Here is a 15,548-nt window from a genome sequence, read left to right as displayed (position 1 = left end):
GTCTCGGCAATGGCGATCGCTCAGCCGGCGTATGCCGTGGATATGACCCAGGATAGCGGGTCGCCTGTCGGCGATAACCAGAACTCCCAGACGGCAGGCCCCGAAGGTCCGGTTCTTTTGCTGGACTCTCATCTCATCGAGAAACTGCAGCGCTTCGACCGGGAACGGATACCCGAGCGCGTCGTGCATGCGCGTGGCACAGGTATCTTTGGCGAGTTCGTGCCGACTACAGACCTCAGTTCGCTGACCGCTGCCCAGGTGTTCACGCCTGGAACGAAGACCCCGGTCTTCGTCCGATTCTCGACGGTGATGGGCTATCGCGGGTCGCCCGAGCAGGCACGAGACCCGCGCGGTTTCGCTATCAAGTTCTACACGCAGCAAGGCAACTGGGACATGGTCGGCATCAACTGGCCGATCTTCTTCATTCGGGACGCCATCAAGTTTCCAGACTTCGTGCATGCGAACAAGCCATCGGCAGTGACTGGCGTGCAGGATCCGAATCTGGCGTTCGACTTTTTCGCCCATTCGCCCGAAGCGACGAACATGCTGACGCACCTCTACACGGACGAGGGCATGCCGGATTCGTATCGCCACATGGACGGCTACGGCGTGCACGCCTTCAAGTTCGTCAATGCAAAAGGGGAAGTTCACTACGTGAAGTTTCACTGGAAGAGCCGTCAGGGTATCGAAGGCATTCGTCCCCAGGATATCCCGCATTCGATCGGCGCGGACTGGAATCTGATGACCAATGACCTGTACAACTCGGTCAAGGCGCATTCGTATCCACAGTGGGATCTTTACATCCAGGTGCTCTCGCCGAAGGACCTGGACAAATTCGACTTCGATGCGCTGGATGACACGAAGGTGTGGCCGTCCTCCATCCCGGAGCAGAAGGTGGGCACGATGACGCTCAACCGCATTCCGGACAACTATTTTGAGTCCACGGAAGAGTCGGCTTTCGCGCCGTCGCGGCTCGTGCCGGGGATCGAACCTTCCGAGGACCGGATGTTGCAGGGCCGCCTGTTCTCCTATGCCGATACGCAGATGTATCGCCTCGGCCCGAACTACAACCAGTTGCCGATCAACCGCCCCATCGTCCCGGTCTACAACAACAACCAGGACGGCTTCATGAACGAGGGGGATCGAAAGGGCGAAGTGAACTACGAGCCGTCCGGAGTCGCCGAAATCTCGCAGCAGGACAAGTACAAGTCCGTGCAGACGCCGCTGAAAGGGACAACCCAGCAAAGAGCGATCCACAAGACGCTCGACTTCCGTCAGGCCGGCGAGTATTACCGGACGCTGTCTGAGTCCGGCAAGACCGATCTGATCACGGCGCTGTCGGGCGACCTTGGCCGCGTGACCAACGATGCGAACAAGTACGCAATGCTCTCGTACTTCTATAAGGCCGATGCCGACTACGGTCCCCGCCTCGCGCGTGCGACCAACGCGGATGTCACCCGTGTGAAGGATGCGGCAGCACACCTGAGCGATAACTGAAGCATGCACGGGAGCCTGCGCAAGCAGGCTTCCCAGCTGATTAGACAGGCTTTCTTACGGAGAACGTAATGCGATGCTCTTTTACTGCCCGACGCCTTGTTCGGACCGTGGCGGTCGCCACCCTGGCCGCACTGTTGACGGCGAGTTGCGCACAGCATGTGTATCAGCCGGGAACGTATTCGGCCGTGACGGACACGCCGCGTTACACCGAAGACTGGTTTGTCGCGGCGCGTGCAGGACGCACGGATATCGTTCAGGCGTTGATCGATGCCCATTTCCCGCTCGAGACAACGACACCCGAAGGCTATACCGCGCTGATCCTTAGCGCGTATGACAATCACCCGGAGACATTGAAGGTCCTTCTTTCTGCAGGCGCCAACGCTTGCGCTGCCGACCGGCATGGCAACACGGCACTGATGGGGGCGCTCTTCAAAGGCGAGACGAATATTGCGACGATGTTGCTCGACACGCATTGCGACATCGATCAAACCAACAACGCGGGGGAAACGGCATTGTCGTTTGCCGCGCTATTCGGCCGGCTCGATATGATTCCGGTGCTTGTCGCGCGCGGCGCCAACGCGAATCATGTCGATGCGCGCGGCGGGACCGCGTTGCAAATGGCGATCGCACAACACAACCCGGCTGCGGAGGATGCATTGCGGCACGCCGGCGCGACACAATGAGACGTGACCGATAACGCACCGTTCACGCCCGCTTTAACAACGCGCTATCGACCGGCAACGCCCGAATCCGCGTGCCTGTCGCATGGAAGATCGCGTTGCAGATCGCAGCCATTGCCGGCGGCACACCCGGTTCGCCAACACCGCCAGGCGGTGCAGCGCTCGGCACGATATATACGTGCGTTTCCGGCACGGAGTCGATACGGGCGACACGGTAGTCGGTGAAGTTCGACTGGTCGGCCGCGCCGCTACTGAAGGTCAGTTCGCTGTATAGCGTGTTGCCGAGCGCCATCACGACAGCCCCTTCGAATTGCGCGATCACGCGATCGGGATTGACGATACGTCCGCAGTCGACCGCCAGATCGATACGCGTCACGCGCACCGAGCCATCGTCGGCAACCTGCACCTGCGCGACGGCGGCGACGTACGACAGAAAGCTGCGATGAACAGCGATGCCGCGCCCATGGCGAGCGGGCAACGTGGCGGACCAGTTCGACCGCACCGCGGCCGCGCGGACCACCGCGGCATAGCGTGCGGTATCGATCGGATACTCGTCGATCGACGCGCCGTAATTCGGATAGTCGACCCCCAGCGCATGCAGATCGACATGGCGCGGACTGCCCAGCAGCGCGAGCAGATGCTGCACCGGATCCTGTCGCGCAGCAGCGGCGAGTTCGTCGACGAACGAGCCCAGCGCGAAGCCGTGCGGAATGTTGTACACCGAGCGATACCAGCCGATACGTGTATGCGCCGGCGCCGCCCCGTTTTCGCACTGCACGTTGGCGACGTCATAAGGCATGTCGGTCACACCCTGACCGAGTTCGCCCGCCGAACCATAAACGACGTTCGGCGTGAACGTCGAACCGATCGACGGAAACACGCTCCGGTGCAACCACGCAATGGTCCTGCCCTGCGCATCGAGTCCGCCTTCCATGTGCTGCGCGCACACGGCATGGAAGTAGTCGTTTCGAATGTCGTCTTCGCGTGTCCACGTCAGCTTGACGGGTGTGCCGACTTCGCGCGCCAGGAACGCGGCTTCGGCCACATAGTCCGGTTTCGACTTGCGGCCGAAGCCACCGCCGAGCAACGTGACATTGATCGTCACGGCCTGCTCCTGCAGGCCGAGCACCTGTGCGACGGTTGTACGCGCTTGCTGCGGATTTTGCGTCGCGGTCCAGACCTCAACCACGCCGTTCGCAAACGATGCAGTCGCAGCCAGCGGCTCCATCGCCGCGTGCGCCAGATGCGGCACGTAATAGTCCGCTGACACATGTCGTGCAGCGTTTTTCAGCGCGCCCGCGGTATCGCCGTTGTTGCGCACAACTTTCCCAGGCTGCCGCGCGGTGTCCTCAAGCGCCTTGCGATACGCGTGGCTATCGTAAGTGCCGTTCGGCCCGAGGTCCCATCCGAGCTTCAGTTTCTGACGCCCTTGCTGCGCGGCCCACGTGTTGGTCGCTATCACTGCAACGCCGCCCAGCGGCCGGAAGCCGGCGGGCAGCGGGGTGGAAGCAATGCGCACCACGTGCAACACGCCGGGCACCTTCATCGTTTCGGTCGAGTCGACGCTTTTGAGCGTTGCACCGTACACGGGCGAACGTTCGACCGACGCATACGTCATACCGGGTAATACGACATCGATGCCGTACGTCGCACAGCCGTGAACAATGTCGTCGAGATCGACGATCGGCAGCGACTTGCCGATATAGCGCCACGTGTCCTCATTTTTCAGGTGCAGCGTGTCGCGGCCGGGCACTGGCTGACGCGCCGCGGCTACGGCCACCGCGCCGTATGAAAGGCGCCGCCCACTCGCCGCATGCACCACATGACCCGGTTCAGTCCGGCAACTCGCCGAGCTCACGCGCCACTGCGCAGCGGCGGCGGCCATCAACATCTGGCGCGCGGAGCCGCCTGCCTCGCGCAGTGGCTGGAAGAACTGGCGGATGCTGCGCGAGCCGTCGGTATTCTGGTCGCCGTACTTCGCATCGCCTTGTGCCTGCACGACCTTGACGGTGTTCCAGTCGGCATCGAGTTCGTCGGCGAGGATCATTGCGAGGCTGGTGCGAATGCCGGTGCCCATCTCGGAGCGATGCACGACCAGCACGATCTCGCCCGACGGCGCGACCGATACATAGACGTTCGGTGCAAATACCGTTCTGGCGCCGCTCGCCGAAGCGAGCGGGCTCGCTGCGAACGCCATGCGTGCGCCGCCGACTTGCAGGCCCAATACCACCCCGCCCGCCAAAGTGCCCTTCAGCACCCGGCGCCGGCTCAGATTGACAATCTCGCTCATTACGCCTGCTCCGCCGCTGCCTTGATGGCAACCTTGATGCGTTGATAGGTGCCGCAGCGGCAGACATTGCCGGACATCGCTTCGACGATCTGCTCATCGCTCGGTTTCGGCGTCTGTTTTAGCAGCGACGCAGCCTGCATCATCTGGCCAGGCTGACAGTAGCCGCACTGCGGCACATTCGCGGCTTTCCACGCTCGCTGCACGGGATGCTCGCCGCCTTTGCCCAAGCCTTCGATCGTCGTCACGGGCTTGCCCTGCACATCGCTCAGTGAGGTGACGCATGAACGCACCGCCACGCCGTCCAGATGTACGGTGCAGGCGCCGCATGCGCCCACGCCGCAGCCAAACTTGGTGCCATGCAGGCCTAACAGGTCACGCACCGCCCATAGCAGCGGCATGTTCGCGTCGGCGTCGAGGTTGTGATGCACGCCATTCACAATCAGTTCCATCGGTTCACTCCTTGTTGTCGACGCACGCCACACCCGTCGGCGCTGCCTGGCATCGCCTACCTGCGCACGCCGTTCATGCTCTTGCCTGATAAGCGTTGCACCATCCCGTACCGCTCACTTGTTTTGCGCCGAACAGCGCACAGAGCGCGCTGGTGTCGGCTGGCTTGCCCTGGAAGAACTGGCAGTTCGTACAGCGCTGGTTGTCGCTGAAATGGGGATATTTTGTGCGGTCGACATGGGCTGCATCGGTCTTGTACCCGAGTGCCTGCGCAGCGGGATCGCTCTCCAGAAGCTGCGGGGGCGCCGCCCAGACGGTGCGTCCGCTGATCGCGAGCGCTGCGGCGCCGATTGAATGGAGCATGAAGGTGCGTCGATGGGTTCGCATGTTCGATGGCTCCCTGTCATGCTACGAGCACACGTTCTGGGGGCGCCATGAATTCCGGCCCAACCGGATCCTTGACGAACTGCGCAACAATCGCGTCAATTTGCTCGAACGCCTTCTCGTCGAGGCGCCAGCCGAACACATCTTCAATCCCGTCCAACTGTGCCGGGCGACGTGCGCCCCACAGCGCGATCGTCGGGCCGCGGTCGAGCACCCAGCGCACCGCCAGCGCGAGCACCGATTTATCGAAGTTATCGCGCGCGAACACGTTGAGTGCTTTTACGGCCGCGACATACTGCTCGCGACGCGGCTCGCGAAACTTCGGGTCGCGCTGGCGCAGATCGTCGCCCTCGAACCGCGTCTCGACACCGATGCGCCCGGCCAGCAGTCCGCGGCATAGTGCCCCATAGGCAAGCGCGACGAGCCCATGCTGTTTTGCGTACGGCAGCACATCACGATCGATATCGCGCTCGAACAGGTTGTACGGCGGTTGCGTGGCTGACAGCGGCGCCACGCGCCGGAATGCATCCATTTGCGCAGGCGAGAAGTTGCTGACGCCCAGCGCCTGCACCTTGCCTTCCTTGCGCAGATCGTCGAGCACCGCGGCGGTCTCTTCGATCGGCACGAGCGGATCGGGCCAGTGCACCTGATACAGATCGATGTAATCTGTCCGCAAGCGCCGAAGCGTATCCTCTACTTCTTGACGAATGCGCTCTGGCGACGAATTGCGGAACACCGCACCGTCGTGCCATTCCAATGCGACCTTGGTCGCGATGACCGCCTTGTGCCGATACCCATCGGCCAGCGCCTTGCCGACAATCTCCTCCGAAGCGCCGAAGCCGTACACCGGCGCTGTGTCGATCAGATTGACACCGCTGTCGAGCGCCCGGCGGATCACCGCGATCGAGTCTTTCTCGTCGGTGCCGCCCCACATCCATCCGCCGATCGCCCAGGTGCCAAGGCCGATGCGTGAGACGGGGGTCGTTAAACCTTCAATTGCGATTGTTTCAATAGTCATGTGAAGCTCTCTAATCAAAGCACTACGTAAAGCACCGCATCCGGGTCGAATGCAATCTGACTAACGGCGACGTGCCCATCGGACGGGCAGGCAAGTCGATTATTTCAGCGGCATCCGGCGATCACAAGAAGGCACCTGACGGTTTCATACTTTCCCCATGGAAACTAATTGCTACGACGGCGCTTACGCGCACGACAACCCACAAAAAAAAACCGACGACCTGGCGCGGAACATCATCGAGCAGATCGCGGACAAGTGGACGATCCTCGTCATCGACGCACTCGGTACGCATGGCGAGATGCGTTTTTCGCGGCTGCGCGAAGTGGTGGAGGGCGTGAGCCAGAAAATGCTCACCAAGACACTGCGGCAGCTCGAGCGTGACGGCCTCGTTACGCGCTACGTGCATCCGATGATCCCGCCGCGGGTCGACTATCAGCTGACGCCACTGGGGCGGAGCCTGCTCGACAAGATCTGCGGGATATGGGATTGGGTCGAAGTCCACATGAGCGAAATGGAATTGGCGCGGCGCGAGTTCGACCACGGCGAAAAGCGGGTCGATCACCTACGTCCGCGTGAGGTGCCAATCGCTTAGCGCCGCCGCTGGAATGCAAGGTCGAAGCTGACCGCCACGGTCGAGCCGCCAGCAAGGCCGTGAGAAATTGCCCATAATTGCCCGCAATCTTCGAGCAACCGTTGGGACGTTTCATGAAAGCAGCTGCTGTCACACCGCAATCCCCGATTGCATTTCTGGCTGTCGCGTTGGCGTTCGCGATCAACATGATGGGTACAACGCTACCGACGGCAATCTATCGGTACTACCAACTGCAGTATGGTTTTACACCGACCATCATCACGGTGATCTACGCCTCGTATGCAGTCGGGGTGCTGGGTGCACTGCTACTGGTCGGCAACTGGTCCGATCAGCTAGGCCGTCGTCGTATGCTACTGGCGGGACTGTGTGCGTCGGCCGCATCAGCGCTGACGTTCCTGCTTGGCGACGGGTTGGTGCTTCTGATGCTCGGCCGCCTGCTGTCGGGAATTTCCGCCGGCATCTTCACAGGAACCGCCACCGTAGCCGTGATCGAACTCGCGCCGCCTGCGTGGCGCGGCAAAGCCATGCTCGCGGCCACGGCGTCAAATATGCTCGGGCTGGGTTGTGGTCCTTTGCTAAGCGGCATCCTCGTCGAATTATTCCCCTGGCCAACGCGCTTGCCCTATGCGGCGCATCTCGCGTTGGTGGGCGTCGCCGCGCTAGTTGTCCTTGGCGTGCCGGAGACCGCTACGATTCCTGCCCGGGTGAAGCTCGGCATCCAGAAAATTTCGCTTCCTGCCGAAGTACGCCGTGCGTTTATTCCTGCCGCGCTGGCGGGGTTTGCCGGTTTCGTCGTGGTGGGCTTCTTTGCGGCTGTCGCCCCGCAACTGATTCGGGTCGTACTCGGCTTTCACAGCGGCATCGTGACCGGCGCGATCGTGTTCCTGCTGTTCGCGTGCTCCGCACTCGGGCAAATCGTACAGACGGTCATTGCTGCCCGATGGAGGCAAGCGGCTGGCTGCGTTGGACTCGTCGTGGGACTGATATGTGTTGGTCTGTGCGTGCCGGAGCGCTCGCTCGGTGCGCTTTTGCTCGGCACCGCCCTGGCAGGAATCGGGCAGGGCATCAGCTTCCGCGCCGGGTTGGGCGAGATCGCGTCCGCGGCGCCGGCGCACAGGCGAGCGGAAGTCACGTCCAGCTTTTTCGTCGTGCTTTATGTGGCGATCTCACTACCCGTGATTGGCCTTGGCATCGCCGTGCAGCTCGCCGACATTCAACGCGCGACGCTGCTCTTCGTTGGCTTGACGATCGTGCTTGTGCTTATCGCGCTGCTCCTGCTGATGCGTGAGCAGGCGAACCAGGGGCAGGACAATGAAGCGATCCGGGATTGAATGCGAAACTCCAGCAGATCAGCTGCCGTGTTGTCTTTCGACGCGATTCCACGCTCGGTTCAGGCACCTTGATTCTCGAAGCAATGCTGGTGCCGACCGAATACGAGTTGGGCGGACGCGACGAGCGTCTGATGCTGCTGATTCTCGACGAGATGGTGCGTCTGCCGACCGCGCCCTTGTACCTGCGGATGCCCGCCGATGAACGTCTGCTACGCGTGTGCCGCGCGCTCGTCGCAGCGCCCGACGATGCGTGCGACATGGACGAGTGGGCTGCTCTCGCGAACATGTCGCGTCGCACGTTTACGCGCACGTTCAGGAACGAAACGGGATTGAGCTTTTCGGACTGGCGCCAGCAGGTGCGGATCTTCGAGACGCTGGCGCTGCTCGCGACGGGGAAGTCGGTCACGGCGACGGCACTCGAAGTCGGCTACGGCAGTGTGAGTGCGTTCACGGCGATGTTCCGCCGCAGCTTCGGCATTGCGCCAACCGCGTATTTGAATGAGCGTGTGGACTAGGATGGACCCTTGTTGTCTGCGGCCGGCCGTGCTGGCGATCGTTCGGCGCTACGGTGTTTTGTTCACCGGGCGTACGCATGCAGATTTGTTTCTCAGTCGCACGCGCTCTGTCCGCGCATGACGCTGTACGACAACATGGCGTTCGGCCTGAAACTCGCGGATGCAAGAAAACCAGGCTCGCCTAGGTAGGTCATGTCACGTTGCTGAGATGGTCGAGTAAGGTCGCGTGAGGAAGAATGCGAGATCGCTTTACCACGATCAAGGCTGCGCGTCGCAAGCCTGGCTCGACCTGGCACCTCGACGAAATGTGCGTGACACTGTGCGGCGAGTCTTATCTGCTCAAGTTCATTGACGACGCGTGTAGCTATAGCGGTTGCCAAGCCACTTGATGGGTGCACTCCCGGCAGCCGTGAAGTACTGGTCCTTCAATTCATGATCGGCGTCCTGACGCAGGATCACTTGCTCCATGCGGAGCATTTGCCCGTTTGCGCCGGCCCCGGTGCCGCTCGGCGTGGCGAAGGGCAGGAAGCTCATGAACACGCGCTGCTCTGGGTCCGCGTCGAGGCTCCAGGCAGACATCAATCCGTCCGGAACACGGCTGTCCATGGACATATATTGCCATCGCCCTTCGAGCCGATTGAAGGTCAAATAGTCTGCACGACTGAAGGACGCCCTGGTTGTGCCAGGACTCGGTTGCAGGACCTCTTCGAGCATCGGCCCGATCATTCGGCGTTCGGCCACGAGCCCAGTGATGACGACAGGCGCAGCGCCCGGCGCATCCCAACTCGTGATCGTGACGTCCCAGGTTCCGACGCGTCGGGCCAGGGCCTCGGCTTCCGGGCCCGCCTGGTTCAACCGTTCGATCAGCGTTGGCGGCTCTTTGGCCACTGCGTGCACGCCGGCGAGGTTCGACGATACAACCAGAATGGCCGCAAGGGTGCGGAGAGAGCGATTGAGGTTCATGGGAGATCCAGGTGATGACACAAGCAACCGGCGATGCGCTGCCTCAAATAGGCGACTCGAACGAGCCCGGGCTGCTCGCGGTCCCGGACCACTCGGCGGTACGCTCTCGCCGAGCCTGCTGCAGCGCTGCGCGCACTCCTGCGGAGTCAAAGTCCTGGAGGTAGCCTGGCGTGCCCGGTTGCTGGCGCCAGGAGTCGGCGATCGTGCCGGCATCCACGGTGTCGAAACCGATGTCGTCCAGCAGCTTCATGACGACAGTTTTCTCATCCGCCTCGTCGCCGGCGACCGCCAGCGCAATCCGCCCCGGCGTGCCCGCGGGCCGTCCGTTCTCAACGAGACTCTGCGCCAGGATCGAGTTGAACGCCTTGACGACGCGGTGTCCGATACGTTGCTGCACCCAGCCACTTTCGGTGGTGCCGGCTTCGATATCGCCGATGCGACCGTCGCGCTGACGCGGATAGTAGTTGCTGGTGTCGATGACGATCGGGCCACGCGCTGCACCGGAAAACAGACCGGCGGGCAGGGACTCGACGTTCTTCAGAGGTATTGACAGGACCACGACCTCGGCGCTTTGCGCGACCTCGTTGACCGAAGAAGCGCGTGCACCAGTCTCGCGCTCCAACTCGGCCAGGGAAGCCGGGCCACGCGAGTTGGCAACGGTGACTTCGTGTCCGGCCGCGCGGAAAAGGCGCGTGAGGGCGCCGCCGATGTTGCCTGATCCGATGATTCCGATTTTCATGTTCATTCCTTTCGTCCGTGTCGATATGACATCCGATGCGTTTGAGTGTATCAATCTCGTTTTCGATAATAATTACTCAATTGAGCATTAGTCTCACCACCGGGAGTAGTGAATGGATCGGCTTGCCAGCATGACCACGTTCGTCAAGGCCGTGGACCTGGGTTCGTTCGCCGCCGCGGCCTCAGCCCTCACGATGTCGCCGCAAATGGTCGCCAAACACGTCAGCTACCTCGAAGCGCGCCTTGGCGCGCGGCTTCTCAACCGCACCACCCGGCGCCAGAGCCTCACCGAGATCGGCAAGACCTACTACGAGCGCTGCAAGCTGGTGCTGGCGGAGGCAGAATGGGCGGATGCGGCTGGCGACAACGCTACAGGCACCCCGCGAGGGCGTCTGCGAGTCAATGCCCCGGTGTCGTTCGGCACACACACGCTGATGCCTCTCGTGACCCGCTACCTGCGCCAATATCCCGAAGTCGAGATGGAGTTGATCCTCACCGACCGATATGTCGATCTGGTCGAGGAAGGTTTTGAGGCCGTCTTCCGGATCGGCCGGCTGGCAGACTCGTCGCTGACGGCGCGCGCGCTGCGTCCATTCCGCCTGGTCGCCTGCGCATCACCGGCGTACCTGAATCAACGGGGAATCCCGCGCGACCCGACAGACTTGAAGGCGCATGAATGCCTTGGCTATGCCAGCACGTGGGCATCGTCAGTCGACTGGCGATTCTTGCGCGACGGTCGCAAAATCGACGTCCGGGTTCGCAGTCAGCTACAGGTGAACAACGCCGCCGCCTTGCTCTCAGGAGCGCTCGAAGGGTTCGGGATCGCCTTCATCGCTGAAGATCTCGCGCGAGCATCCATCGCCAGCGGCGAGCTCGTCCGGATCCTGCCGGACTTCGACACCCCGTCGCGACCGATGCACCTGCTCTTCCACGCCGACCGGCGGCAGACCACGAAGCTGCGCAGCTTCGTGGACGTTGTCATGCGGGAACTCGGCTCCGAGAACATTGCGAAGGCACCCTGAGTAAAAATTCAGGAGCCCAAATATTTCCTGAACGACTTAACGCGACAGATCCCCATTTCATGGGCCAGCGTCATCCGCTCATTGCCCCCAATACGCCCATGATTTCCTCAGCGAGCAGCAAGCTCGCAAGGCCGTGTCCGAGCTTTTCGCGGCGCACGAGGGAGAGGACATTCTTGCTGAAGACGCGGTCACGAATCTGTCGGTAAGTGAGAATCTCCTGGCGGTGCTCCTCCGCGATGTCGAACTTGCTGAGAAACGCAATGCTTTCGCTCGCAGCGGCGAGGCGTTTCATCGTCTCGATCGAATTCGTTCGAAAGGCTGGCTCGACACTGAGTCCCGCTTCCACGAAAGTATCGGCGACGATGCCGTGCATAAGCATGGATCGGTCGGCGAAGATGAGTGGATAAGAGGTGCAGTAGGCGAGCGGTATGGACTCCATTCGCGCCAATGCATGGCTCGGTGCGATCACAGCACCGAGGCGCGTGTCCATCTCCCAAAGGATTTCGAGTTGTGGCGATGGCGCCAGGTTGAAGCCCAAGCCCAGATCGGCTTCACCGCTGACAAGCGCGTCCAGGATTTCGCGCGCGGACATGGCCGTGATCGAAATCTTGATATGAGGGTGGTCCGCACAGAAACTTGCTGCTGCAGTGGAGGCGATTCCGCTGGCCAGCCCGGTCACGGTGGCAATGATCACCTCGCCCTTCTGCAGCGTCTTGAGGTCGCGTATCTCGGCTTCGACCTGGCGGTATTCCAGAATGGTTTTGCGCACATGGGCAAGGAGGATTTCCCCTGCCTGCGTCGGTCGCAGTCCGCGCGGCAGGCGCTCGAACAGCGGTTCGCCGATCTCCTCTTCAAGGAGCAGCAGATGCTTATTGATGGCAGAAGGGGCAATGTGCAGTTTTTCGCCAGCACCGCGGATCGAGCCGGAACGTGCAACTTCGTCGAGGTAGCGTAGCAATCGTGAATGGAGCATGTTCGGCGGCCTCCCTGGTCGGCATAGCGTACTCGAAAAGTGCACGCTCCGTGCAAAAAACGCTTCTTTTTAGAAACGCTCACTTCAGTCTTAATTGCACCAGTCGCGTTGGTTGGCGATTGGATGTGAAAGATGTCGATTAAGCATGCTTTCGACCTGCCTTTCCGTGAATATTGTTCCGCATCTACGCTGACCAATTTGTTCGTCGCGACGCGGCAAGAAGCAGGCTCAAACTAATTGATGAAAGTGAGACAACCATGTATCAAGAAGTCAGCGAGAGAAACGTCACAGCATCCGGGCAACATGGCCAGGCGAATACCCACTATGACCAGGTGAGAGCGATTTTCGAGGTTCTCAATGGAAGAAAGGAGGCCGATCTTCTCCTGAAGAATCTGAATATCCTCGACGTCCACAGCGAAACCGTCTATCAAGGATCCATTCTTATTTACGACAAGCGCATCGTTGCATTGAATCCTGACGAAACGGCTATCAAGGTGCGCGAGGTTTTTGACGGTGAAGGCCTTTATGCCATCCCGGGCCTGATCGACGCCCACGTTCACTTCGATGCGCAATTGGCCCATCCGGCAGCGTTTGCCGAGGCCATCGTCCCTTGCGGTACGACTACCATTTTTTCCGAATGCCTCGATTTTGTGAGTGCGGCGGGCTCAGAAGCGGTGCAGGCCACCGAGCAACTGTTCAAGAACCACGAACGCCTACCCTATCGGGTGTATGCGTTCGCACCAGGAAAGAAAACTTCCGTGGAGGTCACCGATGCCCTGCTGAAGATGGATCCGGTGATCGGCCTGGGCGAGCTCGCGCACCTGACCTATAGCGTGGGCAATGACGACGACTTCCGCAAATCGGCCTTGGGGCGTGCCAAGGGCGGTTTCATGAACACTCACTGGGGCGTGACTGCGCTATCGGACATGATGCTGAACTACATGCCCGCGATCGGCGCCTTCGCCAACCACGATGTCTGGAAGGAGGACGACATCGAGAAAAGCGTCCGCTACGGGCTTCAGACGCAAATCAAATTCGGCGTCGGCAGCAGCGACGTGATTAAAATCATGCTGCGCGCGATTGTCAAACGTAAGTGGCCTGCCGAGAATTTTCAACTGTGCGCGGACAATATCTCGGTCGACCGCCTGTTGACCAAGGGCCACATGGACTGGATCGTTTCGCTGTGCGCCGAAATGGGCATCGATCCGATCAAGGCGATCAAGATGGCGACCCTTTATACGGCGCGTGCATTCCGGATGGACAACAAGTTCGGTTCGCTGACACCAGGCCGGTTTGCCGATATCGTGCTGACCGACAGCCTGTCGAAGATTAACCCGCGCTTTGTTTTCAAGGATGGCGAACTGGTCGCCAAAGATCGCAATCTGTTGAAGCAAGCCGATATCGACTATTCCAGCATGGTGAAAAAGCCGGTTCCGGGTCTTGGCGATCTGACGCCGGAACAACTGGACCTTGTTCCGCTGGAGATCTCGGCAGATGGCGAGCAGGCGAAGGTGTACCTGTTCGACGTCTATGGCCGCGGCCACGAGAAGTTCTATCAGGAAGTCTGGGTGCCGTTGCGGGACGGCAAAGTCGTCGCCGAAGTAGGGGGCGTCAAGCTCAACCGGATTTCGGTCGTACAGCGCTATGCCGACGGCAAGCGCCATGTGGTCAACGGTCTGTTCAAAGGCGTTTACATCGATCGCGGCGCCGTGGCAACGTTTTGGCCTGCGCCCAAAGCTTACTTCGTCGCGGTCGGACAGGACAGCGCAGAAATGTGCCACTGCCTTCAACGGGTCGACACCTATGCGGGTGGGTGCGTCGTCACCGACAACAAGGAAATCAAGGCGGTGTTGCCCCTCGACATCTACGGCATCCAGGCCAACATGAACCTTTCCGAGTTGCTCAGCGCGACCCGCGCCGTCGACGCCGCGTTGGAGGCGATGGGCAACCGCAATGAGGGCGAGCCCGTGGTGAACAAGCTTTTGACCTTGTTCATCTCTCTCGACCGGTTCGGTTTCATGGTTTGATGTTAACCCGATAGGAAGAGAAGGCCGGCGGGTGCGCTAGATTCCCGCCGGCCGTGGGAGCTGAGGATGGAACCGGCACGTTCACTCCGGTACATCGCGGAAAACGCCTCACCATAGCGCGGTGCCCCATCATCAAGAAAGGCGAACAGCACCGCACAAAAGCAGGAAGACAACCAAGGGGCAGTAATGGCGCACCATGCAAGGGAAGCTGAAGTCATTGATACCGGGAGCCTGAAACGGCGCTGGATCACCTACGTCATTGGCATTTACATACTGACCTTGGGCATCAGCCTGGCGATCAGGGCTGGCATAGGCATTTCACCGCAAAGCAGCCTGACCCGGACGATGACCCTCGTGTACCCGCGTCTGAGCCAGGGAACGTACAACTTCATGCTTGAGTTGTTCATGCTGTTCCTGACTTATCTGGCCGCGCGGAAAGACTTCAAACTGAAGAACTTCGCCTCGTTGATTCCGGCATTTGTGCTGGCTACGTGCCTGGATCTGAACCTGATGCTGACCAGGTCGATCGGTTTTCAGGACTATCTCCCGAAATTCTTCCTGTTAGCTTTCGCAGATGCATTGCTGGCTTTCGGCCTGTTCCTGATGATCCGCGCGAACCTCGTGCTCATGCCGATCGACATGTTCGTCAATACACTTTTCAAGCGCACGGGACGAAAGTGGGGTGACATAAAGTCGGCCTTTGACTGCACGCTTTTGATCGTCAGTGCGGTGATCGGGTTCACCCTGCTTGGCGGCCCCAAATTCATCCGCGAAGGCACGTTCATGAACGCCATTCTGGTGGGGCAGTACATCAAACTCTATTTCTTTCTGTTCCAGAAAATCAAAACTGCGATCGTGTTGTATCACCGAAGATCGTTGGAACATCGGTCCTATTCGCGTCAGCGCTTCTGAACCAGGGCGGCTGCCAGCGACGGAGTCGATGGCAATCGTCCTGGCTTTGCGTGTCGCACCAAACTCGACGCTGCACACATACCAACGCGGGGAACATCAAAGGCGGCTCCCCAAACAATCGATTGTTTGTGATCGTGTGATCGCCTGCAGGTCGCATCC

Annotated in this window: 15 protein-coding genes and 2 pseudogenes; 10 read left to right on the top strand and 7 right to left on the bottom strand. The window is 60.5% G+C overall.

Annotated elements, in window-relative coordinates; all coding sequences use genetic code 11:
* Positions 1-9 precede the first annotated feature (9 nt).
* The gene (locus PQR40_RS13610; RefSeq protein ID WP_408509205.1) at positions 10-1,497 is read left to right on the top strand and encodes a catalase; all 1,488 of its coding nucleotides are present in this window, start codon (positions 10-12) and stop codon (positions 1,495-1,497) included.
* Positions 1,498-1,565: 68 nt separating this feature from the next.
* Positions 1,566-2,180 carry an ankyrin repeat domain-containing protein gene (locus PQR40_RS13605; protein ID WP_408509178.1) on the top strand — a complete coding sequence of 205 codons (615 nt, stop codon included), beginning with the start codon at positions 1,566-1,568 and terminating at the stop codon, positions 2,178-2,180.
* A 22-nt stretch (positions 2,181-2,202) separates the two neighbouring features.
* Here the strand turns inward: PQR40_RS13605 and PQR40_RS13600 are convergent, their stop codons facing one another.
* From PQR40_RS13600 to PQR40_RS13585, 4 genes are all read right to left on the bottom strand, one after another.
* Positions 2,203-4,467, bottom strand: a complete 2,265-nt coding sequence (locus tag PQR40_RS13600) for a xanthine dehydrogenase family protein molybdopterin-binding subunit (protein ID WP_408509177.1) — start codon at positions 4,465-4,467, stop codon at positions 2,203-2,205.
* Positions 4,467-4,916 (bottom strand): (2Fe-2S)-binding protein, encoded by a 450-nt coding sequence (locus tag PQR40_RS13595; RefSeq protein WP_408229441.1) that lies wholly within the window; start codon positions 4,914-4,916, stop codon positions 4,467-4,469. The genes PQR40_RS13600 and PQR40_RS13595 overlap by 1 nt, the downstream gene beginning before the upstream one ends.
* Positions 4,917-4,989: 73 nt before the next feature.
* Positions 4,990-5,301, bottom strand: coding sequence for a high-potential iron-sulfur protein (locus tag PQR40_RS13590; protein ID WP_408229438.1), 312 nt, complete (start codon positions 5,299-5,301; stop codon positions 4,990-4,992).
* A gap of 16 nt (positions 5,302-5,317) precedes the next feature.
* Positions 5,318-6,316: an aldo/keto reductase gene (locus tag PQR40_RS13585; protein ID WP_408509176.1), complete on the bottom strand. Its 999-nt coding sequence runs from the start codon at positions 6,314-6,316 to the stop codon at positions 5,318-5,320.
* Positions 6,317-6,473: 157 nt separating this feature from the next.
* On the opposite strand from PQR40_RS13585, the gene PQR40_RS13580 reads away from it, so the two are divergent.
* From PQR40_RS13580 to PQR40_RS13560, 5 genes and pseudogenes are all read left to right on the top strand, one after another.
* A complete protein-coding gene (locus PQR40_RS13580) occupies positions 6,474-6,908 on the top strand; it encodes a winged helix-turn-helix transcriptional regulator (protein ID WP_408509175.1) in 435 nt (144 codons plus the stop codon).
* 113 nt (positions 6,909-7,021) lie between these two features.
* Positions 7,022-8,239 (top strand): MFS transporter, encoded by a 1,218-nt coding sequence (locus tag PQR40_RS13575; RefSeq protein ID WP_408509174.1) that lies wholly within the window; start codon positions 7,022-7,024, stop codon positions 8,237-8,239.
* Positions 8,236-8,754: a helix-turn-helix domain-containing protein gene (locus PQR40_RS13570; protein WP_408509173.1), complete on the top strand. Its 519-nt coding sequence runs from the start codon at positions 8,236-8,238 to the stop codon at positions 8,752-8,754. The genes PQR40_RS13575 and PQR40_RS13570 overlap by 4 nt, the downstream gene beginning before the upstream one ends.
* An 87-nt stretch (positions 8,755-8,841) precedes the next feature.
* Positions 8,842-8,928 (top strand): annotated as a pseudogene (locus PQR40_RS13565) (ABC transporter ATP-binding protein); the annotation flags it as partial.
* Positions 8,929-9,011: 83 nt separating this feature from the next.
* Positions 9,012-9,095 (top strand): annotated as a pseudogene (locus PQR40_RS13560) (IS6 family transposase); the annotation flags it as partial.
* A 4-nt stretch (positions 9,096-9,099) separates the two neighbouring features.
* Here the strand turns inward: PQR40_RS13560 and PQR40_RS13555 are convergent.
* Both PQR40_RS13555 and PQR40_RS13550 read right to left on the bottom strand, forming a co-directional pair.
* On the bottom strand, positions 9,100-9,717 hold the full coding sequence (locus PQR40_RS13555) for a hypothetical protein (RefSeq protein ID WP_408229426.1): 618 nt from the start codon (positions 9,715-9,717) through the stop codon (positions 9,100-9,102).
* A gap of 43 nt (positions 9,718-9,760) precedes the next feature.
* Positions 9,761-10,456, bottom strand: coding sequence for an NADPH-dependent F420 reductase (locus tag PQR40_RS13550; RefSeq protein WP_408229423.1), 696 nt, complete (start codon positions 10,454-10,456; stop codon positions 9,761-9,763).
* Positions 10,457-10,568: 112 nt separating this feature from the next.
* Here PQR40_RS13550 and PQR40_RS13545 point away from each other — a divergent pair, with 112 nt between their 5' ends.
* Positions 10,569-11,477 carry a LysR family transcriptional regulator gene (locus PQR40_RS13545; protein WP_408509172.1) on the top strand — a complete coding sequence of 303 codons (909 nt, stop codon included), beginning with the start codon at positions 10,569-10,571 and terminating at the stop codon, positions 11,475-11,477.
* 70 nt (positions 11,478-11,547) lie between these two features.
* Here the strand turns inward: PQR40_RS13545 and PQR40_RS13540 are convergent, their stop codons facing one another.
* Positions 11,548-12,450: a LysR family transcriptional regulator gene (locus PQR40_RS13540; protein WP_408509171.1), complete on the bottom strand. Its 903-nt coding sequence runs from the start codon at positions 12,448-12,450 to the stop codon at positions 11,548-11,550.
* Between the two features lie 257 nt (positions 12,451-12,707).
* On the opposite strand from PQR40_RS13540, the gene PQR40_RS13535 reads away from it, so the two are divergent.
* Positions 12,708-14,477: an adenine deaminase C-terminal domain-containing protein gene (locus PQR40_RS13535; protein ID WP_408509170.1), complete on the top strand. Its 1,770-nt coding sequence runs from the start codon at positions 12,708-12,710 to the stop codon at positions 14,475-14,477.
* 186 nt (positions 14,478-14,663) lie between these two features.
* Positions 14,664-15,389, top strand: coding sequence for a YczE/YyaS/YitT family protein (locus PQR40_RS13530; RefSeq protein ID WP_408509169.1), 726 nt, complete (start codon positions 14,664-14,666; stop codon positions 15,387-15,389).
* The last annotated feature ends 159 nt before the right edge of the window (positions 15,390-15,548 follow it).

Source organism: Paraburkholderia sediminicola (assembly GCF_046026855.1).
Taxonomy (GTDB): domain Bacteria; phylum Pseudomonadota; class Gammaproteobacteria; order Burkholderiales; family Burkholderiaceae; genus Paraburkholderia; species Paraburkholderia sediminicola_A.
Note: the sequence above shows the minus strand (reverse complement) of the source record. Positions and strands in the feature narration are given on the sequence as shown.

Excerpts from the sequence above, each read along its gene's own strand:
- PQR40_RS13535 (WP_408509170.1), top strand. The coding sequence starts at position 12,708 with ATGTATCAAGAAGTCAGCGAGAGAAACGTCACAGCATCCGGGCAACAT.
- PQR40_RS13580 (WP_408509175.1), top strand. The coding sequence starts at position 6,474 with ATGGAAACTAATTGCTACGACGGCGCTTACGCGCACGACAACCCACAA.
- PQR40_RS13530 (WP_408509169.1), top strand. The coding sequence starts at position 14,664 with ATGGCGCACCATGCAAGGGAAGCTGAAGTCATTGATACCGGGAGCCTG.
- PQR40_RS13575 (WP_408509174.1), top strand. The coding sequence starts at position 7,022 with ATGAAAGCAGCTGCTGTCACACCGCAATCCCCGATTGCATTTCTGGCT.
- PQR40_RS13590 (WP_408229438.1), bottom strand. The coding sequence starts at position 5,301 with ATGCGAACCCATCGACGCACCTTCATGCTCCATTCAATCGGCGCCGCA.
- PQR40_RS13610 (WP_408509205.1), top strand. The coding sequence starts at position 10 with ATGGCGATCGCTCAGCCGGCGTATGCCGTGGATATGACCCAGGATAGC.
- PQR40_RS13605 (WP_408509178.1), top strand. The coding sequence starts at position 1,566 with ATGCGATGCTCTTTTACTGCCCGACGCCTTGTTCGGACCGTGGCGGTC.
- PQR40_RS13545 (WP_408509172.1), top strand. The coding sequence starts at position 10,569 with ATGGATCGGCTTGCCAGCATGACCACGTTCGTCAAGGCCGTGGACCTG.
- PQR40_RS13555 (WP_408229426.1), bottom strand. The coding sequence starts at position 9,717 with ATGAACCTCAATCGCTCTCTCCGCACCCTTGCGGCCATTCTGGTTGTA.
- PQR40_RS13540 (WP_408509171.1), bottom strand. The coding sequence starts at position 12,450 with ATGCTCCATTCACGATTGCTACGCTACCTCGACGAAGTTGCACGTTCC.
- PQR40_RS13600 (WP_408509177.1), bottom strand. The coding sequence starts at position 4,467 with ATGAGCGAGATTGTCAATCTGAGCCGGCGCCGGGTGCTGAAGGGCACT.
- PQR40_RS13550 (WP_408229423.1), bottom strand. The coding sequence starts at position 10,456 with ATGAAAATCGGAATCATCGGATCAGGCAACATCGGCGGCGCCCTCACG.
- PQR40_RS13595 (WP_408229441.1), bottom strand. The coding sequence starts at position 4,916 with ATGGAACTGATTGTGAATGGCGTGCATCACAACCTCGACGCCGACGCG.
- PQR40_RS13585 (WP_408509176.1), bottom strand. The coding sequence starts at position 6,316 with ATGACTATTGAAACAATCGCAATTGAAGGTTTAACGACCCCCGTCTCA.